Annotated in this window: 15 protein-coding genes; 6 read left to right on the top strand and 9 right to left on the bottom strand. The window is 71.1% G+C overall.

The window, feature by feature from the left end; translation table 11 throughout:
• Positions 1 to 10: 10 nt before the first annotated feature.
• Together IE107_RS00625 and IE107_RS00620 are read right to left on the bottom strand one after the other, a co-directional pair.
• Complete coding sequence (locus IE107_RS00625) at positions 11 to 2,134, bottom strand: tetratricopeptide repeat protein (protein WP_189539802.1); 2,124 nt, start codon at positions 2,132 to 2,134, stop codon at positions 11 to 13.
• Positions 2,135 to 2,392: 258 nt separating this feature from the next.
• Positions 2,393 to 3,217, bottom strand: coding sequence for a maleylpyruvate isomerase family mycothiol-dependent enzyme (locus IE107_RS00620; protein WP_189539800.1), 825 nt, complete (start codon positions 3,215 to 3,217; stop codon positions 2,393 to 2,395).
• A gap of 240 nt (positions 3,218 to 3,457) precedes the next feature.
• Here IE107_RS00620 and IE107_RS00615 point away from each other — a divergent pair, with 240 nt between their 5' ends.
• The 4 genes from IE107_RS00615 to IE107_RS00600 all read left to right on the top strand — a co-directional run bounded on the left by IE107_RS00615 (position 3,458) and on the right by IE107_RS00600 (position 7,558).
• Entirely contained in the window at positions 3,458 to 4,168 is a 711-nt protein-coding gene (locus IE107_RS00615) for a response regulator transcription factor (protein ID WP_189540550.1), read from the top strand.
• Positions 4,158 to 6,167, top strand: coding sequence for a sensor histidine kinase (locus IE107_RS00610; RefSeq protein ID WP_189539798.1), 2,010 nt, complete (start codon positions 4,158 to 4,160; stop codon positions 6,165 to 6,167). Before IE107_RS00615 ends, IE107_RS00610 begins: the two co-directional genes overlap by 11 nt.
• A gap of 125 nt (positions 6,168 to 6,292) precedes the next feature.
• The gene (locus IE107_RS00605; protein ID WP_189539796.1) at positions 6,293 to 6,790 is read left to right on the top strand and encodes a hypothetical protein; all 498 of its coding nucleotides are present in this window, start codon (positions 6,293 to 6,295) and stop codon (positions 6,788 to 6,790) included.
• A 135-nt stretch (positions 6,791 to 6,925) separates the two neighbouring features.
• Positions 6,926 to 7,558 (top strand): class F sortase, encoded by a 633-nt coding sequence (locus tag IE107_RS00600; RefSeq protein WP_189539794.1) that lies wholly within the window; start codon positions 6,926 to 6,928, stop codon positions 7,556 to 7,558.
• Here the strand turns inward: IE107_RS00600 and IE107_RS00595 are convergent.
• The 7 genes from IE107_RS00595 to IE107_RS00565 form a co-directional block, all read right to left on the bottom strand.
• The gene (locus IE107_RS00595; protein ID WP_189539792.1) at positions 7,533 to 8,429 is read right to left on the bottom strand and encodes an ATP-grasp domain-containing protein; all 897 of its coding nucleotides are present in this window, start codon (positions 8,427 to 8,429) and stop codon (positions 7,533 to 7,535) included. The genes IE107_RS00600 and IE107_RS00595 overlap by 26 nt on opposite strands.
• Complete coding sequence (locus tag IE107_RS00590; RefSeq protein ID WP_189539790.1) at positions 8,426 to 9,385, bottom strand: ATP-grasp domain-containing protein; 960 nt, start codon at positions 9,383 to 9,385, stop codon at positions 8,426 to 8,428. The genes IE107_RS00595 and IE107_RS00590 overlap by 4 nt, the downstream gene beginning before the upstream one ends.
• Positions 9,386 to 9,542: 157 nt before the next feature.
• Positions 9,543 to 9,932 carry a D-ribose pyranase gene (rbsD, locus tag IE107_RS00585; protein ID WP_189539788.1) on the bottom strand — a complete coding sequence of 130 codons (390 nt, stop codon included), beginning with the start codon at positions 9,930 to 9,932 and terminating at the stop codon, positions 9,543 to 9,545.
• Positions 9,929 to 10,855, bottom strand: a complete 927-nt coding sequence (locus IE107_RS00580; protein WP_189539787.1) for a ribokinase — start codon at positions 10,853 to 10,855, stop codon at positions 9,929 to 9,931. Before IE107_RS00580 ends, rbsD begins: the two co-directional genes overlap by 4 nt.
• 100 nt (positions 10,856 to 10,955) lie before the next feature.
• Positions 10,956 to 12,929, bottom strand: a complete 1,974-nt coding sequence (locus tag IE107_RS00575) for an ABC transporter permease/substrate-binding protein (protein ID WP_189539786.1) — start codon at positions 12,927 to 12,929, stop codon at positions 10,956 to 10,958.
• Complete coding sequence (locus tag IE107_RS00570; RefSeq protein ID WP_189539785.1) at positions 12,919 to 14,466, bottom strand: sugar ABC transporter ATP-binding protein; 1,548 nt, start codon at positions 14,464 to 14,466, stop codon at positions 12,919 to 12,921. The genes IE107_RS00575 and IE107_RS00570 overlap by 11 nt, the downstream gene beginning before the upstream one ends.
• Positions 14,463 to 15,479, bottom strand: a complete 1,017-nt coding sequence (locus IE107_RS00565) for a LacI family DNA-binding transcriptional regulator (RefSeq protein ID WP_189539784.1) — start codon at positions 15,477 to 15,479, stop codon at positions 14,463 to 14,465. Before IE107_RS00565 ends, IE107_RS00570 begins: the two co-directional genes overlap by 4 nt.
• Positions 15,480 to 16,290: 811 nt before the next feature.
• Between IE107_RS00565 and IE107_RS00560 the strand changes: the two genes are divergently transcribed.
• Positions 16,291 to 17,751 (top strand): amino acid permease, encoded by a 1,461-nt coding sequence (locus tag IE107_RS00560; RefSeq protein WP_189539783.1) that lies wholly within the window; start codon positions 16,291 to 16,293, stop codon positions 17,749 to 17,751.
• Positions 17,752 to 18,233: 482 nt separating this feature from the next.
• On the top strand, positions 18,234 to 19,136 hold the full coding sequence (locus IE107_RS00555) for an RNA repair domain-containing protein (protein ID WP_189539782.1): 903 nt from the start codon (positions 18,234 to 18,236) through the stop codon (positions 19,134 to 19,136).
• Positions 19,137 to 19,500: the final 364 nt, after the last annotated feature.

Raw genomic sequence — 19,500 nt, 5'->3', positions numbered from 1 at the left:
GCGGGAAGGTTCACCCGGTGAGGCAGGCCTCCCGCATCTGCCGCAGATACAGCAGCTGGTACTCCGCGCTCTGCCCGTCGAGCGTCGTGATCGCCTCATCGATCAGCGGCAGCGCGGCTTCGGTGTCCTCCTCGTCCAGCCGGCTCTCGGCCAGGTCCGCGAGTGTGCGGGCCGTGTTGTACGTATCGCCGCTCGACCGGAAGCAGCGCAGCGCGGTCTCCAGCCTCTCCCGGGCCTCCTCCCGCCGCCCGGGACCGCGCAGTGCCCGTCCTCGATGACGCTCCAGCAGGGCCCTGGCGCGCGGCAGGTCGGCCGTGCCCTCGTCCCCCTCACCCATGGTGTCCAGGATGCCGCCCGCTTCCTCGAAGCACTCGTACGCCTCCCGGTACCGCCACTGGCGCAGTCTCAGCAGCCCCAGGAACTCGACGGCCGAGGCGTGGCCGCGCTTGTGGCCGGCCGACTCCTCGGCCCGCGCCGCCGCCCGTGCCGCCGTCTCCGCCTCCTCCCAGCGCTTCAGCTCCGTGAGGGTGTGGGCGAGCTGCGCGTGCAGTGCTCCGGCGTCGGGGCTCGCGGGGCGATGGGTATCGGCGAGGCGCGTCCCGATACGGAGCGCCGGCAGCAGCATCTCGTGGTGGCCCGCCTTGAGCTGGAGCGGCCACAGGGCGCGGCACAGGCGTACGGCGGTGTCCGGGTCGCCGGACTCCTCGGCACAGCGCACCGCCTCGACCAGATTGCCCGCCTCCGCGAGCAGCGCGTCGAGGGCCGCACCCCGGTCCTCGTACCGCTGCCCGGCACGGTCCTCGGCGGGCGCGGGCACCCGCCAGCTCTCCGGGAGTGCCTGGTGGGCGGCCGATGCCGCCAGATCGGCACAGGCGCTCAGGGTACGGGCGAGAGCGGCCGAGCACGCCGCGATTCCGTCCTCGCGGACCGCTGCCGCCTCGGCGTGTGCGCGGATGCCGTGGCGGTAGTGGTAGCGGCCGTCGCCGGTTCCGCGCTCCAGGAGCATCCGGTCGGCGAGGTCCGCCAGGAGTTCCGCGGTCGCGTCGGGGTCCTGGAGCGTGGTCCGTGCCGCAGTGGCGGCGTCGAAGGAGGGCCAGGCGCGCAGCGCCATCAGCCGGTACAGCCTGGCGGATTCCGGCGTCAGGAGCCGGTAGTTGTCCTCGGCGGCAGCGCGTACCGGATCGCCGTCCGCCTCGGTACGGCGTGGCGGAAGGGTGGGCGCGGAGAGCTGATGGGCCGCGGCGCGCAGGGCGTACGGCGACCCGCCGCAGCGCCGGAGCAGCGAGGGCAGCGTGGCACGGGCGGCGGCGACCGTGGACTTGTCGGTGATGGCGGTGAGCAGCCGCTCCGCGTCCTTGTCCGAGAGCGGACCGACGGGCACACGCAGGGCGTCGATGCCGGGGAAGGGGGCTCGGGCGACCAGGATCGTGAACACCCCGGGGGCCGAGGTGAACAACGGCCTCACCTGCGCGGCGGAGTACGCGTGGTCGAGCACCACCAGGAGTCTGCGGTCCGCCACGCATTGGCGGTAGAACTCACCGAGCTCATCGGTCCTGAGCGGCATCTCCTCGTCCGGGACCCGCAGTTGACGCAGCAGCGCCCGCAGCACGGATCCGGGTTCGCGCCCGCCACCACCGCCGCCGCCCCCGAGGTCGGCGTAGATCTGCCCGTCCGGGAAGAGGCGGGTCGGCTGTGCCCCGAAGTGCACGGCGAGCGTACTGGAGCCCATTCCGTCCGGGCCGTGCACCAGCGCGAGCCTGGGCCGGCCGTCCGGGCGGCGGGAAGCCTCCCGCTGGAGCTGCTTCATCGCCTCCTTGCGATCCGTGAAGGACCTGATGGAGGCGGGGAGGCTCGACCGCACGGACCGGGCCGGAGCAGGTGCATGGCGCACTCGTGCGGCGAACGCGGTCCAGGAGGCGGCGAGTTGGGGATCGGAGCGGAGCCGTTCGTGGACCATCCGGGCCACTTCGTCCCGCTCCTCCGGGGCCGCGGGGGCGGGGATCTCACGGCCGGTGATTCTCCGCACGGCTGCGCCGGTGGACTCCCAGGCCCATTTGCCGGCCTCGTTGGCCATCCCCGATCCAACCGCACCGAGTACCGCCGAGATCGCCGCCACCGACGTGGGATCCAGCATGTCGCGCACTCCTCGTTCCCGGTGTTCCGCGCGGTGCGCCCTCCCCGGCACCGTTCGCTGTCACCGTGCGGAGCAACGTTAACGCCAGACGGGTCAATGTCCCCTGGACATCGCGATGGTGTGTGTCCGGACCGGATGCGGACGGCCGTTCGTCTGTCCTGAAATCGGCCTTGGAAGAGATCGTGACCGTACTCGCCCAGGGACGTGATGGCGGCCCATCAGGAGCTCCTGATGTCCCACGGGCACCCGGCACAGGGCTCAGGGTGCCTTGAACAGCGCGGGGAAGCGGGGTGCGAGCCAGGGCCTGCGGCCCCAGGCGAGCACCCGGCCCCGGGCCATGGCGCCGTAGGGGTCGGTGCGGCCGAGCGCCATCAGGAAGAACGTGACCGGCTCGATGAGGATGGTGCAGTCGGGGCGGACCGGCGGTCGGGAAGTGACGGTCACGGCGCCGTCGGTGAACGTGACACCGAAGCGGGAGCCGCCCCACAGGCGGATCGTGTACCCGGCGCCGAGCCGTGCGGTCGCGGTCGCATCGGTGACCCTGGGCATCACGGTCATCAGGAACGGCAGGGACAGTTCGACGCGTTCGCGGTCGACCATGTGACGGCGCCGCAGCGCACGGGCCAGGTCGTAGCCGTGGCCCAGCATGTGCGTCAGCAGGTACGAGGCCAGCACCGCCCGGCTCATCGGCCCCAACGGGGTGGCCACGTCCCCTGCCGCCGTACCGTCCGCCGCGCTCCGCTCCACGGCCGTGAGGCAGGCATCCGCGTGTGCCACGATCATTCCCGCCAGCGGCTCGGCAGCCCGCTCCTCGAAGCCGGCGAGCGCCTGTTCATTGGCAGCGGCCAGACTCTGCGGCGTACCGTCCCCGTACCGGCGTTCCCGCCCGGCAGCGAGCTCGGCCATCAGCTCGTTGGCCTGCGCCAGATGTGCCGCGGCCTCGCCCACGGTCCACTGCGAACCGGGCACCGGAACACTCGTGTCGGCAGCTCCGCGCAGCACCGCGGCGATCTCCTCGGCGGTGGCCCGAACGGCATCGGCGAGCCCTGCGGGCAGCGCGCCCCGCGCATCACGTCCGGTCATCGGTTCCCACACTTCTCCCCACGTCCCCTGCCCCGGCTGTGCCTGCGGGTGAACAGGCCGCCGACGGTACACAAGACCAGGCATCCGGCCCCGCGACAAGTGCCGGTATCCATCTGTTCCGCCGGGGCAAGACCGGCGGCGCCCGATTCCTACCCATCGGTAACTGCCGCTGCTTCGATGGGCTGCGCCACTTCCCCCCTTTCCGGACCATCTACGATCGATCGCGTGTGCGCAAACGTCATGGTCGCCGAAGACGACGAGAAGCAGGCCGAACTCGTACGCCGCTACCTGGAGCACGAGGGCCATGCGGTCACGGTCGTCGGCGACGGCCTCGCGGCGCTCGCCGAGGTCCGGCACCGGGAGCCCGATCTGCTGGTGCTCGATGTGATGATGCCGAGGGCCGACGGTCTGGACGTGGTGCGTGTGCTGCGCGCCGAGCACCGGGAACTTCCGGTGCTGATGCTGACGGCCCGCAGCACCGAGGACGATCTGTTGCTGGGGCTGGACCTCGGTGCGGACGACTACATGACGAAGCCGTACAGTCCGCGTGAGTTGATGGCTCGCGTCCGGACCCTGCTGCGGCGCAGCCGACGGGGCGCGCAGGACGCCGTCTCCGCCGCGGATCCGGCGCTGCGGGTCGGTGCTCTGGTGGTCGATCCGGACCGGCACGAGGTGTCCGTCGAGGGCCGGTCCGTGGACTGCACACCCGGTGAGTTCCGGATTCTCGCCGCCATGGCGACCGAGCCCGACCGGGTCTTCACCCGGCAGCGGCTCCTCGAGGAGCTGCACGGCTTCGACCGGTACATCAGCTTCCGCACGGTCGATGTGCACATCATGAACCTGCGCAAGAAGATCGAACCCGCGCCCCGCCGGCCGGCCCGGCTGATCACCGTCTTCGGTGTCGGCTACAAACTGACGGACCCGGCGAGGAACGCTTCACATGCGTCGTGAACAGCGGCGGACCCGACTACCGCTCCGCAAGAGCCTGTTCGGCCGGCTGCTGGCTGCGTCCGCGCTGGTCGCCGCCTGTTCGGTGGCCGCCACCGCCTGGCTCGCCGTACAGACCACCACCGGCGCGATCAAGCAGGAGCAGGGCCAGAACCTCACCGCCGACGCCCGGATCCACAACACCCTGCTCGGGTACGCGGCGGGCCACCCGACCTGGGACGGCGTCGACAGCACCGTGCGCGACCTGGCGCGGCAGTCCGGCCGGCGGATCACGCTCACCACCCAGCAGCGCCACCCCCTCGCCGATTCCGCCTCCTTGCCGTCACCGCCCGCGCTGCCGCCCCAGGCCTCGGCGATCGTCGACCCCCTGTCCGTGGACACCGCCCTGTCCCGGACGACCGGCCGGGCGGGTGCCGCGGCCGACCGTGTCGACCCGCGCGCGGTCGGTCCGTTCCGACTGCCCGCCGCCGAACGTGCGGCGCTGCAGCGCGCCGCCGAGCGGAGCGCGGCATGCCTGAGCCGGGTCGGGATCGCCGCGGATGTGGTCAGGGGGCCGAGCGGACGCCCGCGCATCGAGATCGTGGGCAATGATCCGGACCGTGTACAGAACACCCGGTGCACGACCGACGAGCTGGACTCACCGACCGCGACCGAGGAGAAGGCCCTGGACGCGCTCAACAAGCTCGCCGACGCCTGTCTGAAACGCCAGGGCCGTCCGGGCGTTCAGCTCAATCTGGACCTTTCCTGGGGGGACGGCTCCGCGCCGAAGGCCGCCGCCCAGCCCGCCACCGTGATTCCCCTGGCTTCGCCGGCGCCGAGCACCCGCACCGGCGAGGACGACCGGGCCACCGCCTCCTGCGTGGACACGGCCCGCCGGGAACAGCTCAGCTCCTATGTCGCCTCGCCCGCGCTGCTGTTCATCGGCGACGAGGGCGGCGCGACCGTTCCCGGTTTCGACCTCTCCCCCACGAACACCGCGAAGATCGCGGGCACCGCGGCACTCGTCCTGGCACTCACCGTCGGAGCCACGGTGCTCGCCGGGTCCCGACTCGTACGGCCGCTGCACGCCCTGACGGGCGCGGCCCAGCGGATGCGGGACGGGGAGGACTCCGCGCCCGTGCTGGTCAGCGACGACAACGAGATCGGCCGGCTCGCCGCGGCCTTCAACGACATGGCCGACCACCGCGCGCGTCTGGAGGCGCAGCGCAAGGACATGGTCAGCGACGTCGCCCACGAGCTGCGCACCCCGCTGAGCAATATCCGGGGCTGGCTGGAGGCGGCGCAGGACGGCCTGGCGGAGCCCGACCCGGCGTTCATCGCCTCGCTGCACACGGAGGCGGTGCAGTTGCAGCACATCATCGACGACCTCCAGGATCTCGCCGCGGCGGACGCCGGCGCCCTGCGTCTGCACCCCGAGCCGGTACGTATCGAGGACGTGCTGGCACAGGTGGCCGCGGCGCACCAGGCTCGGGCCGAGACCGCCGGGGTGGCGCTCTCGGCGCTGCCGGCGGCGGCCGACGCGCCCTCACCCGTGTTGTGGGCCGACCCGGTCCGGCTGCGCCAGGCCATCGGCAACCTGGTCTCCAACGCCGTGCGTCACACCCCGTCGGGCGGACAGGTGACGGTGCGCGCGTACGGCGCGGGGGCACCGGCGGACGAGGCGGCTGCCGACGGGGAGGTCGTGGTCGAGGTCGCCGACACGGGCAGTGGCATCTCGGCCGAGAACCTGCCACATGTCTTCGACCGCTTCTGGCGCGCCGAGAAGTCGCGCAGCCGCCGCACCGGGGGCAGCGGACTGGGACTGGCGATCGTGCGGAAACTCGTGGAGGCGCACGGAGGCTCGGTGGGCGCGGTCAGCGTCGAGGGGCAGGGCTCGGTGTTCACACTCCGGCTGCCTGCGGGCCCGGCGGGCCAGGCCGGCCCCCAAGGTCCCACCGGTCCGGCGAAATCCCGGCCGCAACCGGCGGGCGACGGGGCTCCGAACGGCGCGGACCAGGCCTGATGCGATGACGACAACGTTCTGACAGCTTCTTCATAACTTCACGCCAGCCTGTCGGCATGCCTCACGCCCCGGTGCGAACCGGCACCCGGGCGCCATCGAGGCCGACCTGGAATGGAGCGATGTCCATGCCCCACCGACTGTCCCTGCGCACCGCTGTGCTCGCCGCTGTCGCGGCCGGCGCGGTGCTCGTACCGTCCGCCGCGGCCTTCGCCGACTCCGCGCCCCCGCCCAAGGCACCGGCTGCGGAGAAGTCCGCTCCGGCCCGCGTGGACCTCAGCGCCACCGCCGAGCCCAAGGCGTCGGCTGGAGAGAAGTCCGCTCCGGCCCGCGTGGACCTCAGCGCCACCCCCGAGCCCAAGGAGAACACACGGCAGCCGGTGACGCCCCGTGGCGGTGTCGCCGCGGGTGAAAGCCCGGCCCCGGCACGGGCCAAGGCAGAGCCCGTCGTCAAGCGTTCGGGGGCCACCGCTCCGCGCGGCGGCGTGGCCGCCGGCGAGCGACCGGCCGGGACCTCCGACGACCGGACCACCGCTCTTGCCGGTTCGGCCGCGGCGGCCCTGCTGGTCGCCGGAGCGGGAACGATCGTGCTGCGCCGCCGTTCCGCCGCGCAGCGCAACGGCTGACCGGCCGGCAGCAACCGCACCGAGTCGACCGACGCCGCGAACCTGTTGATCCCAAGCGCCGGTTGACGCCCCCTCGTGGCGCCGCCCGTTCCCGGGCGGCGCCACTGCCGATTCCCGCCCAGACCTGGAGCCCTCTTGTTCCGCACATCGCCCTCGCTCCGACGCGCCGCGCTGCCGCTGCTCGCCTGTCTCTTCCTCGCAGGCTGCTCCTCCGAAACCACGGACGACTCGTCCGCCGCGACACCCGGCAGCAGCACGACCGCCACGGTCGACGCTCCGGAGCAGACCGGTTCGACGGGGACCGGGAAATCCGGGGATTCCCCGGCAGCCGCCCCCGTCCGCATCAGCATCCCGTCGCTCGGGATCGACAGCGAGCTGATGCGCCTCGGCCTCAACCAGGACGGCACCGTCGAGGTCCCGCCCGCCGAGAAGGGCATGACCGCCGGCTGGTACACCGGCGGCGCCGCTCCCGGCGAGCGCGGTGCCGCGGTCATCATCGGACACAACGACACCCGCTTCGGTAAGGCCGTCTTCCACGATCTGAAGAAGATCGGCAAGGGCGCGGACATCGCCGTCCACAACGACCGCGGCGCGGAACTCCACTTCCGGGTCACCGCCACGGAGAAGGTCAGCAAGAAGGCCTTCCCGACCGAGAAGGTCTACGGCGCCACCAACTCCCGCACCCTGCGCCTCATCACCTGCGACGGCGCCTTCGACGACCGGGGCCACCCGGTGGACAACCTCATCGTGTACGCGAACCGGAGCTGAGGGCGGAGTCGAGGGCCCCGAGTCGTGCAAGGCCGTCATCCGTCGCGCAGGCGCGCGGGCCCGGGTGTCGCAGCGCCAGGGCTGCCAACGCCTCGGGGGCGCCCTTCGGGCCGCGGATGCCCGGGAAGGCGTTGATGTCGACGACGACGGGCGCCCCCTCACGGTCCAGCAGGTCGACACCGTAGACGTCCAGGCCGAAGGCCTCTCCCGTGCGCAGGGCGAGCCGGGCCCAGTCCTGCGGCAGGTCGCGGACCAGCGGCGCGGGCCGTGCGCCGTCCGGGGGTGCGCCGACCGGGGCGGGGCGCACGCCTGCGAACACCTCTCCCGCGATCACCCACACCTTGTGGTCCCAGCCGCTGTTCGCGACGAACTCCTGCAGGACGACGGGCTCGTCGGACCACTTCGCCGCGAGGTCCCGGAGCCCGTCCGGGCCGTCCACGCGGGCGACCAGGTCCGCGCGTCGGCTGTGGCGGCTCTTGACCATGAGCGGATAGCCGCTCTCCGTCGGCTCCGCTCCGTGGAGGGCCTCGGACAGCGACTCCAGGGTCCGCGTCCGGGGCATCGGCAGACCGGCGCCTTCCGCCACGGCGGCGATCCTGGTTCTGTCCTGGCACAGCTCCGTCGCGGCGGCGGAGTTCACCACCCGGGCGCCGAGGGCTTCGAGGAAACGGGCCAGCGCGAGTGCCCGGGGGGTATGGGCCTTGAGGAGGTAGACATCGGCGAGATCGTCCGGGGCCACCAGTTGCGAGGGGGATACGGTTCCGGTGTCCGGGTCCAGGAATGTCACCCGGTGCCCTGCCTCGGTCAGCGCGGAAGCGGTCGCGGCGAGCAGCGGATGATCCGGCTTGTCGGTCAGCAGACACACCCTCATATCTGTGCGCCTTCCGGCACGGCTGCCACCATGTCCGCTTCGGGACCCGGACCCGGGCCGGCGGCGGGGTGCGGACGGGGCCGGCCGTGGGGGATCTGCGGCTGCACGTGAATGCGCGGGGCAGGGGCGATCGCCCCCTTCCGGTCCGCGCCGCCGGTCCTGGCCAGCTCAAGGACGGCGCCGGCCAACCGGGATGCGGCGTCGGGGACCTGACGGAAGCTCGGGAAGTCGTTGATGTCGACGATCACGGGCCCGTCCGGGCCGAACACCACGTCGACGCCGTACAGATCGAGTCCGAAGACCTCTCCCACCTTCGCCACCGCTTCGGCCACCTCGGCGGGCAGCGGAACGGCTCGTTCGTCGACCGGTGCATCCGGGTGGAGCGGGGAGCGGCGCACGGTCGCGTGGAACTCGCCCGCGAGACAGTAGACCTTCAGGTCGGAGCCCGGGTTGGACACATAGGGCTGTGCTATGAGCTGGCCCTCGCCCGCCTGCTCCGCCTCCGCCAGCCGCCCGGGGTCCGACACGAGCCGCACCCCGCGCCCCGAGCTGCCGTCGGCGGGCTTGACCACCAGGGGGAACAGCTCGTCGGGCACGTCGGCGAACAGCGCGGCCCTCGGTGCCGAATAGGTGACCGGGACCGGCAGTCCGTGGTGTCGCGCGATGACCGAGGTGAGGACCTTGTCACGTACCGCGCGGATCGACCGCGCGTCGTTCACGGTGGTCAGGCCCACCGCCGCCGCGGCCTCCAGCAGGGCGAGCCCGGGGCCGCCGGACACGGTCTTGAGCACCCAGGCGTCATGGGTCCCCGCGCGCACCTCCTCCGAGATCCGCAGGAGTGAGCCGCCCGGTCGCACCACATCCACCTGGTGTCCCCACGACGTCAGTTGCCGGACCACATCGAGCGGCATGCCGTCATGCCGGTACAGCTCTTCGACGAGGAAGCAGAGCTTCATCCCAAAACCCCTCGGTGCCCCATGGCTGATGGGGGCACAACGGTGCCTCGCGGTGCTCCGTCGAACACCGCCAAAAGGGCAACGCTACGTCACACCCGCCCCAAGACAATCTCGGCCGTGGGTTACTGATGGTGTGTTCCTTCGTCGGACGTTCTCGTCAGAAGAAGACCCCGCACCGCAGCAGCACATTCGCGTACGGCCGTGCCTCGCCCGTCCGCACCACCAGCCTGGCGTCCGCCGAGAGTGCCTTCAGCTCGTCATGGGGTACGTGGGCGAGTCCCGGCAGGCACTCCTCCAGGAGGCGTGCGGCCCCGGGGTTGGCCTCCCGTACCTCGTACGCGGCTGTGGCGCCCTCCACCACCAGTTCGTCCAGCAGACCGTCGAGCACCTCGGCGAACGACGGGACACCGGCCCGGAAGGCCAGGTCGACGACGCGGGGGCCGGCCGGGACGGGCATCCCCGCGTCGCAGATCAGTACGCCGTCGCCGTGGCCCAGTTCGGCCAGTGCTCCGGCCAGGTGGCGGTTGAGGATTCCTGCCTTCTTCACAGCGCGGAGACTTCCTCTGCGGTCGGGAAGGACTCCTGCGCGCCCTGTCTGGTGACGGCGGCCGCGCCCACCCCGACGGCATACGCGACGGCGTCGGCGAGTTCCTCGCCCAGGCCGAGCCGCCAGGCCAGGGCGGCCGTGAAGGCGTCGCCCGCCCCGGTCGTGTCCACGGCCTCGACCTCGATGCTCGGCACGCGTACGACGTCGTCCCCGCGGCTGTCCGCGACCAGTGCTCCCGCCGCCCCCAGCGTCACCACGACGGACCGCGGGCCGAGTGCGAGCAGTGCTCGCGCCCACGCCCCGGGCGTGGTGCCCGCGGCCTCGCCCAGGATGTAGCGCGCCTCGTGCTCGTTGACCACCAAGGGGTCGCAGGCGGCCAGCACATGGCCGGGCAGGGGCGCGGGCGGGGACGGGTTCAGCACCAGCCGGGTACCCGGTGACATCGCACCGGCCACCTCGGCGACCGTGTCCAGCGGGATCTCCAGCTGTACGGAGACGACCCGGGCCGCGGCGAACAGGGGCCCCGCCGCCCGGATGTCCTCCGGGGTGAGGCGGCCGTTGGCTCCCGGCGACACCACGATGCTGTTGTCACCCGAGGGGTCCACGGTGATGAGTGCGACGCCGGTGGGGGCCCCGCCCACGAGGACGCCCGCGGTGTCGACGCCCGCCGCCCGCTGCGACTCCAGCAGCAGGCGGCCGTGCGCGTCGTCACCGACCCTGGCCAGCAGGGCCGTACGGGCTCCGAGGCGGGCTGCGGCGACCGCCTGGTTGGCTCCCTTGCCGCCCGGGTGGACGGCGAGGTCGGAGCCGAGCACGGTCTCACCGGGGGCGGGGCGCCGCTCGACACCGACGACCAGGTCGGCGTTGGCGGACCCCACGACCAGCAGGTCGTACCGGTCGTGGTCGTGTTCGCTCTCGTGCATGGTTCCTGCTTTCCGTGGTCGGGCGGCTGCTCGGGGCACTCGGCCCGGCTCGGCCGCGCCGGGTCCCGGCTCGGCCGCACCGGGCCCCGTTCGGTCGCGCTCAGGAGAAGTCGGCGACGTTGCTCTTGGTGACGACCTTGACCGGCACCTTCACCGTGCTGTCGACCTTCTTGCCCTCGGCCGCCTTCACCGCGTTCTGCACGGCTATCCTGCCCAGCTCCTTGGGCTGCTGGGCCACGGAGGCGTACAGCGTTCCCGCATCGACCGCCTTCAGGCCGTCCGGGGTTCCGTCGAAGCCGACGACGGACACCGACTTTCCGGCCTTGCTGCCGAGCGCCTTGACCGCTCCGAGCGCCATCTCGTCGTTCTCGGCGAAGACACCGGTGATCCCGGGGTGGGACTGGAGCAGGTTGGTCATGACGTCCAGGCCCTTCGTGCGGTCGAAGTCGGCCGGCTGCTTGCCCACGACCTTGATGCCCGGGTACGCCTTGAGTCCTTCGGCGAAGCCCGCGCCGCGCTCGCGACTGGCCGAGGTGCCGGCCGTCCCCTGCAGGACGACGATGCTGCCCCTGCCTCCGAGCTTCTCGGCCAGCGCCTTGGCGGCCTGCCTGCCGCCTGCGACGTTGTCGGACGCCACGAGCGTCGCGGTCTCGGCCTTGTTGACGCCTCGGTCGGCCGCGATCACCGGGATGTCCGCCTTGTTGGCGCCCTGGACGGCGGGGCCCGCCGCATCCGAGTCCACCGGATTCACGATGATCGACTTCATGCCGGAACTCGTGAAGTTCTGGAGCTGGTTGGCCTGCTGCGAGGCGTCGTTCTGGGCATCGGTGACGGTGAGATCGATACCGGCCGCCTTCGCCTCTGCCTGTGCGCCCGCCTTCATCTGGACGAAGAAGGGGTTGTTGAGCGTGGAGAGCGACATGCCCACCTTGGCGTTGCCGCCGGAGGAACCGGAGTTGAAGTAGGACACCGCGCCGGCGACGACGGCCACGCACAGCGCGGCGATACCGAACTTGACCGCTCCCGCTCCCTTGCGACCGGATCCCGGTGAGCCCGGCGCGGCGGACGAACCGCCCGGTGCGGCGGCTCCGGAACCGGCCTTGCGGCGCAGTGTGTCCAGCAGCACCGCGAGAGCGATGACGACACCGATGACGACCTGCTGCCAGAAGGCGGAGACGGAGAGGAGGTTCAGCCCGTTGCGCAGGACGGCGAGGATGAGTGCGCCGATCAGCGTTCCGGACGCCTTGCCGACACCACCGGCGAGGCTGGCACCGCCGATGACGACTGCGGCGATCGCGTCGAGTTCGTAACCCTGCGCGGCCTGCGGCTGCGCGGAGGTCAGCCGGGAGGCGAGGACGACGCCCGCGACCGCGGCGAAGAGCCCGGACAGGGCGTAGATGGCCAGCTTCTGCCGCTTGACGCGCAGACCGGAGAGCCGGGCCGCCTCCTCGTTGCCGCCGATCGCGTACATCGAACGGCCGATGTAGGTACGGGCCAGGATCAGCGCCGCGATCAGCCCCATCACGATCATCACGAGGACCGGGACGGGCAGCCACCCGCCGAGCGTGTCGCCGAGCACGGAGACCGAGTCGGGGAATTCGATCGGCTTGCCCTGGGAAATGACCAGGGACAGACCGCGCGCGATCGACAGCATCGCCAGCGTCGCGATGAACGGGGGCAGTTTGCCGTACGAGACGAGCGCCCCGTTGACGAAACCGCACGCGATACCGGTGGCGGCGGCGAGGACGAGCGCCAGCCAGACCGGCAGCCCCTGCGAGGTCGCCGTCCAGGCCAGGACGGTCGCCGAGAGCGCGGCGACCGAGCCCACGGACAGATCGATGCCCGCCGAGACGATGACGAAGGTGACACCGAACGCGAGGATCGCGGTCACGGCGGCCTGCACACCGATGTTCAGCAGGTTCTGGGTGGTCAGGAAGTCGCTGGAGAGCAGCGACATCGCCACCAGTAGGACGACCAGGGCGCTCAGCGCGCCGTTGTCGAGCAGGAGCCGGCGGACCGTGTGCCCTGCTGCGCCACTGGCGCCCGTATCGCTCTTGAGCGTGTCAGTGGCCACGGCGGCTCTCCTCGGTTGTCGCGGGTGATGCAGGGGAAGATGTTGTGGGGGGTGCGCTGACGGCGAGGGCCATCACGGCGTCCTGGCTCGCCTCGTGCGCGGCGAGTTCTCCCGCGATCCGGCCCTGGGACATGACCAGCACCCGGTCGCTCATGCCGAGGACCTCGGGCAGGTCGCTGGAGATCATCAGGACCGCGTGGCCCGACGCCGTCAATTCGTTGATGAGCTGGTAGATCTCGACCTTGGCGCCGACGTCGATGCCTCGGGTCGGTTCGTCGAGGATCAGCACCCTGGTGTCGGCGAGCAGCCACTTGCCGATGACGACCTTCTGCTGGTTGCCACCGGAGAGCGTGCGGACGTGCTGGCCGAGGCCCGCCATCCGTACGCCGAGCTGTTCGGCGATCCGGGCGGCGGCCACACGCTGCCCCTTGAGGTCCACGAGCCCGGAGCGGCTGGCCGAGCGCAGGGTGACCAGTCCGAGGTTCTCCTGCACCGAGGCATCGAGCACCAGGCCCTGCCCCTTGCGGTCCTCGGGGACGAGCCCGATTCCGGCGCCCATCGCCGCGGTGACGTCGTGCTTGGCCAGCCGCTCGCCGAGCACGTCGACGGTGCCGCCGTCGTAGGGATCGGCACCGAAGACGGCGCGGGCGACCTCGGTGCGTCCGGCGCCGACGAGACCGGCCAGACCGACCACCTCTCCGGCCCGCACCTCGAAGCTGATGTCGTGGAACACACCGTTGCGGGTCAGGCCGCGCACGGCCAGCAACGGGCTCCCGGCCTCGGGGCGTTCGCGAGGGTACTGCTGCTCGATGCTGCGTCCCACCATCAGCTGTACGAGCTCCGCCTCGGGCGTCGAGGCGGGCACCTGGTCGATGCTCCGGCCGTCGCGCAGCACGGTGACCCGGTCGCCGAGTGCCGCGATCTCTTCGAGGTGATGGGTGATGAAGACGACGCCGACCCCGTCCGCACGCAGCTGCCGCACGATCCGGAAGAGCTTGTCGACCTCCTCCGAGGTGAGGACCGCGGTCGGCTCGTCCATGATCAGGACGCGTGCGTCCAGGCTGAGCGCCTTGGCGATCTCCACCATCTGCAGGCGGGCGATGCCCAGTTCGCGGATCCTGGCCTTCGGCGACACATGCAGACCGACGCGGCGCAACAGCACCTCGGCGTCCGCCTCCATGCGGCGCCGGTCGATCATCCCGAAGCGGCGCGGCTGCCTGCCGAGGAAGATGTTCTCGGCGACGGTGAGATCGGGGACCAGGTTGAACTCCTGGTAGATCGTGGCGATTCCGAGGCGTTCGGCGTCCTGTGCCCCGTGGATGCGGACCTCGCGCCCCTGGGCGAAGATCCGGCCGCTGTCAGGGCGGTAGGCGCCGGAGAGCATCTTGATCAGTGTGCTCTTGCCGGCTCCGTTCTCGCCGAGCAGGACATGCACCTCGCCGCTGCGCAGGTCGAAGTCCACGCTGTCCAGCGCGACCACGCCGGGGAAGGTCTTGCGTACGCCTTCGATGCGCAGCAACTCGTCGGGACTGCTCACAAGTTGCTCCTCTGGTCCGAAGTGGGCTCGCCGCACGAACGGCGTACGACGAGGCGGGCGGGAAGGGTGACGGACTGCGGGGACCGGCCCTCGACGATGTCGACCAGCGCGCGAACGGCGGCGCGGCCGAGCTCGCCGGTCGGCTGGGCGATCGCCGTGATCGGCGGGTCGGTGTGCACGAACCACGGGATGTCGTCGAAGGCGGCGAGCCCGATGTCCTGCGGGACACGCAGGCCGGCCGCACGGATGGCGTCCAGTGCGCCGAGCGCCATCAGGTTGTCGGCGGCGAAGACGACCTCGGGCGGTTCGGGGAGCGCCAGGAAGCGCTCGGTGACGCGCCGGCCGCTGTCCGCCTGGAAGTCGCCCTGGCCGATGTAGACGTCGGGCAGGGCGAGTTCGTGGGCGCGCAGTGCTTCACGGAAGGCCTCGACGCGCTCGTCGCCCGTGGTGGTGGCCGCGGGGCCGGCGATGATCGCGAGCCTGCGGCGGCCCAGTGCGTGCAGATGGGCGACCAGGTCCCGGATCGCAAGGCGGCCGTCGGCGCGTACGACGGGGACATCGACACCGGGCATCCAGCGGTCCACGAAGACCATCGGGGTGCCGGCACGCGCCACGTCCGACATCAGCGGGGAATCGCCGTCCGCGGGAGAGACGAGCAGCCCGTCGATCCTGCGGTCGAGGAGCGTGCGGACGTGGTGGTCCTGCAGCTCCGGCCGCTCGTCGGCGTTGCCGATGATGACGCTGTAGCCGAGGGCTCGGGCCTCCTCCTCGACGAAGCGGGCCAGTTCGGTGAAGTACGGATTGAGCACATCACTGATGACCAGGCCGAGGGTGCGCGTCTGATCGGTGCGCAGCGAACGGGCAACGGCGTTGGGCCGGTAGCCGAGGGCGTCGACGGCGGCGAGGACCCGCGTCCGCGCGTCCGGGCTGACGGAGGGATGACTGTTGAGAACACGGGAGACCGTGGCGACAGAGACTCCCGCCTGGGCCGCGACGTCCTTGATGCTCGTCATGTCCGGACCACCTCCTTGTGGTTTCCGTGAGCCTCGAAACCAGCGGTCCAGAGCCGTGGAATCGATTACAGCGATGATTGGAATCGATTACATGGCCGAAAACAAGACCTCACAGGGCACCAGGGACGGGATCGTGACGAAGGACACAGAGGGAGCCGGGGCACGGTCCGGGGCGGCACACCGGCGCCGGGCGGGGCGGCTCGGGGTAGCGGCACCGGCCCGCCCCGGACGCGCCGACACGGAGCGCATCCGCGCAATACCCGTACCGGGCACCGGTGAGGGGCTGGAGCAGGAGCGGCCAGGGCGCCACGGGCGGCGCCTGCTGGGCCACCACTCCGAAGGACAGTGGCGTCACCGTACTGAGCAAGTGGCCGATCCTCCGCGAGGAGCAGTACATCCACAAGGACTCCTGCGACAGCCACCGGTGGCCCAACAAGGGCTTTGACCATGCCGAGTTGAACGTGGGCCCCTTTGATGGGGACGGACGCGCAGGTGACCGAGCGGGGTTGCGGGGCGGGGGTGAGGCGGCGCAGATGCGCACCGGCACCGGCACCGGCACCCCGACGGCCCCTCCTCCACGAGCTCCCCGATCGGCGGCACCCCCACTGCCCCGGCAGCACCGGGACACCCCTCATTGATTACTAGCCCGTAACCTCTGAAGTACCTCAGATTCACTCCTCAGCGATGTGGGGCACTGACAGAATCGCAGGAATCCCGGATGATGTGTCGTCGAGCCGCGCCACGGTGACGGCTCTCTGGCCGGTCATGGCCGGCACCGCCCACCCTCCCCTCACAAAGGCGAATCTCCTTCATGAGTGACCGCACCACTGCGGCCGATACGCTCGCCGCCGCCCCACCGGCGACGAGCTCCCCCCACCGGGACGCCGGCGACGCCGGTTACAGCAAGGACCTCAAGTCCCGTCATATCAACATGATCGCCATCGGCGGCGCGATCGGCACCGGCCTGTTCCTGGGCGCGGGCGGGCGACTGGCCGGTGCGGGCCCCTCCCTCGCCATTGCCTACGCGGTCTGCGGGGTCTTCGCCTTCTTCGTCGTCCGCGCGCTCGGCGAGCTGGTCCTCTACCGGCCCTCCTCCGGCGCCTTCGTCTCGTACGCCCGGGAGTTCATGGGCGAGAAGGGCGCCTTCGCGGCCGGGTGGCTGTACTTCCTGAACTGGTCGACCACCGCCGTCGCCGACATCACCGCGGCCGCCACCTACGCCCACTTCTGGGCGATGTTCAGCGACATCCCGCAGTGGATCCTCGCGCTGATCGCCCTTGCCGTCGTCCTCACCGCCAACCTCATCTCGGTGAAGTACTTCGGTGAGATGGAGTTCTGGTTCGCGATCATCAAGGTCTCCGCCCTGGTGGCCTTCATGCTCATCGGCATCTTCCTGGTGGTCACCCAGCACCCGGTGGACGGTCACACGCCGGGCATCTCCACCATCTCCGACAGCGGCGGCATCTTCCCCACCGGCATGATCCCGTTGCTGATGGTGATCCAGGGCGTCGTGTTCGCGTACGCCTCCGTCGAGCTGTGCGGCGTCGCTGCGGGTGAGACGCAGAACCCCGAGAAGATCATGCCCAAGGCGATCAACTCGATCATGTGGCGTGTCGGTCTCTTCTACGTCGGTTCGGTGGTGCTGCTGGCCCTCCTGCTGCCGTACACCTCGTACTCGGCGGACCAGAGCCCCTTCGTCACCGTCATGGACAAGCTCGGTATCCCGGGTGCGGCCGGTGTGATGAACCTGGTCGTGCTGACCGCGGCGCTCTCCAGCCTGAACTCCGGTCTGTACTCCACCGGGCGCATCCTGCGCTCCATGGCGCTGGCGGGCTCCGCGCCCAAGTTCACCGGCCGGATGAACAAGGGCCAGGTGCCCTACGGCGGCATCCTGCTGACCGCCGGTTTCGGTGTACTCGGCGTCGTGCTCAATTACGTCATGCCGGGCCAGGCGTTCGAGATCGTCCTCAACTTCGCGTCGATCGGCATCCTCGGCACCTGGGGCATGATCATGCTCTGCTCGCTGCTGTTCTGGCACCGCTCGCAGGACGGCAGGGTCACCCGCCCCTCGTACCGGCTGCCCTGGGCCCCGTACACGCAGATCGTCACGCTGGCGTTCCTCGCCGGTGTCGTGTTCCTGATGTGGTGGGGCGGCGGAGTGGGCCGTACGACCGTGCTGTGCCTGCCGCTGATCGCGGCGGCGCTGGTCGGCGGCTGGTTCGTGGTCCGTGGACGGGTGAATGACCTTGCGCGGGCGCGCCAGGATGCTTGATCTCCGTCAGTAAAAGGCGCCGGTTTCGGCCCCGGTGGAAGCGCGAACACGCCCCCACGGGGGCCTTACGCAAAAGACCTCGGACGAACCAGGGTCTTTCGCTGGTGTGCGAGGGGGATTTGATCAACGACGATACGGTGGTTGAGCAAGGGGAGCTCCGACTGCCGGACTCGGACCGCAGAGGCGGAAGGACAGCGCCGAAACCGAAGGGCCGTCGCCCCCGACAACCCAATCCTCGGCCGCCACCACCCCATGGACCGGGCCCCAGGCGGCCCCAGGCGCCGCGCTGCCCTCACCATGCTCCAGGAACACGCCCTCGCGCCCCGCCCGCTGGGGCCAGGCCGCGCAGCTGCCGCAGGACCGGTGACCGGCCGGCCTGCTCCCGCAGGACGGCATCGCCCGGGGGCGCGACCGGGAGCTGCGGCTCGGAGTGGGCGGCACCCTGGAGGAAGAGAAGGTGTGCAGGCGGGAGAGGAGGAGTGATGCGGACCAGCGACGAGATCTATCACCGGGTCCGCTGGGACCCGCGGTTCGACCCGGCCCGGTTCGTGCTGGGGATCAGCCAGCGAGGGGACGCCCTCAAACGCATCCCGCTGCCTTCCTTCGTGCCCGGGGGCGACATTCCGTGGCACCGGGTGGTGTTCATCGAGGCGGACGGCGAGGTGGTCTGGGACCGGTCCACGGGTGTGGACCGCATCGACGCGTCGGGCGCCGGCCGGATGCGGGACCGGCAAGCGGACCTGAGCTCCGGCAAGGGCGAGGCGGACGGCGTCCTCGACGTGCCCCCGTCGGCCCGCACGGCGGTGGCCTGGATTCCGCCTGCGGAGCTGTGGCCGCCGATCCAGGACATCCGCCGCGATTACGATCCGCAGATCCACCGCTGGCCGCCGCACATCAATGTGCTCTTCGGCTTCGTACCGGAGTCCGACTTCGAGCGAGCGGCCGCGCTGCTCGCCGCGGCGACGGCCGAGACGCCGGTCTTCACCGCCCGGCTGGACGGGGTGCGCACCTTCCGGCACAGGGCGTACTTCACCGTGTGGCTCGACCCGACGGCAGCCGGCAAGGCGCCGTGGGCGGACCTATACCGCGTACTGCAGCAGCGGTTCCCGCGCTGCTGTGGGCCCGCCAAGAACTTCACCCCGCATCTGTCCCTGGGCCGGACCCGGAATCCGCGGGAAGTAACCGCCGACTGCGCCATCCGGCTCGACACCATGACGGCGACAGTCTGGGAACTCGTTCTGCTCTCACGCAGGGGCGACGGGCCGATGCGGCCACGCGCCACGGTCGCCCTGCGCACGGGCGAGATCCGCCGGCTGCCCGCGCCCGGCACCGAAGCACCGGGCCCAAAGGACGCTGCCTGGCTCTCCGAGATCGCCGACAGGTGAGGCACATGGCCAGGTGAGGCAAAGCGCCGCCCGGGATTCAGGTCGCATGGGCGGGGTGTTCTGACGCCTGCCGAAGATGTGTCAGCGCCTGCCCCTCCCAGCAACCAACGGTGGCTCGCCCGGCAGGTCACCGGCGCCTCTTGCCTCCTTTGCGAGCAGCCCTGCCCTTGTTCATGTTCTTGCCGTGCGATCGCTGTTGGACGACACGGTCGATGCGTGCGCTCGACTTGCGCAGCGCTTGCTCGGTGACGGCCGGCTGCAGGGCCGACGGGCCCTCTACGCAACGAGATGTGGTCCCAGTGCAAGCACTGGGGCCACATCTCATGAACGGACGAGGGACGATCTCGTGAACGTTCGTGCTGTG

It is taken from the genome of Streptomyces gelaticus, from assembly GCF_014649535.1.
GTDB classification, from domain to species: domain Bacteria; phylum Actinomycetota; class Actinomycetes; order Streptomycetales; family Streptomycetaceae; genus Streptomyces; species Streptomyces gelaticus.
Note: the sequence above shows the minus strand (reverse complement) of the source record. Positions and strands in the feature narration are given on the sequence as shown.

Excerpts from the sequence above, each read along its gene's own strand:
- IE107_RS00615 (WP_189540550.1), top strand. The coding sequence starts at position 3,458 with ATGGTCGCCGAAGACGACGAGAAGCAGGCCGAACTCGTACGCCGCTAC.
- IE107_RS00610 (WP_189539798.1), top strand. The coding sequence starts at position 4,158 with ATGCGTCGTGAACAGCGGCGGACCCGACTACCGCTCCGCAAGAGCCTG.
- IE107_RS00580 (WP_189539787.1), bottom strand. The coding sequence starts at position 10,855 with ATGCACGAGAGCGAACACGACCACGACCGGTACGACCTGCTGGTCGTG.
- IE107_RS00595 (WP_189539792.1), bottom strand. The coding sequence starts at position 8,429 with ATGAGGGTGTGTCTGCTGACCGACAAGCCGGATCATCCGCTGCTCGCC.
- IE107_RS00590 (WP_189539790.1), bottom strand. The coding sequence starts at position 9,385 with ATGAAGCTCTGCTTCCTCGTCGAAGAGCTGTACCGGCATGACGGCATG.
- IE107_RS00620 (WP_189539800.1), bottom strand. The coding sequence starts at position 3,217 with ATGACCGGACGTGATGCGCGGGGCGCGCTGCCCGCAGGGCTCGCCGAT.
- IE107_RS00555 (WP_189539782.1), top strand. The coding sequence starts at position 18,234 with ATGCGGACCAGCGACGAGATCTATCACCGGGTCCGCTGGGACCCGCGG.
- IE107_RS00605 (WP_189539796.1), top strand. The coding sequence starts at position 6,293 with ATGCCCCACCGACTGTCCCTGCGCACCGCTGTGCTCGCCGCTGTCGCG.
- IE107_RS00560 (WP_189539783.1), top strand. The coding sequence starts at position 16,291 with ATGAGTGACCGCACCACTGCGGCCGATACGCTCGCCGCCGCCCCACCG.
- IE107_RS00625 (WP_189539802.1), bottom strand. The coding sequence starts at position 2,134 with ATGCTGGATCCCACGTCGGTGGCGGCGATCTCGGCGGTACTCGGTGCG.
- IE107_RS00565 (WP_189539784.1), bottom strand. The coding sequence starts at position 15,479 with ATGACGAGCATCAAGGACGTCGCGGCCCAGGCGGGAGTCTCTGTCGCC.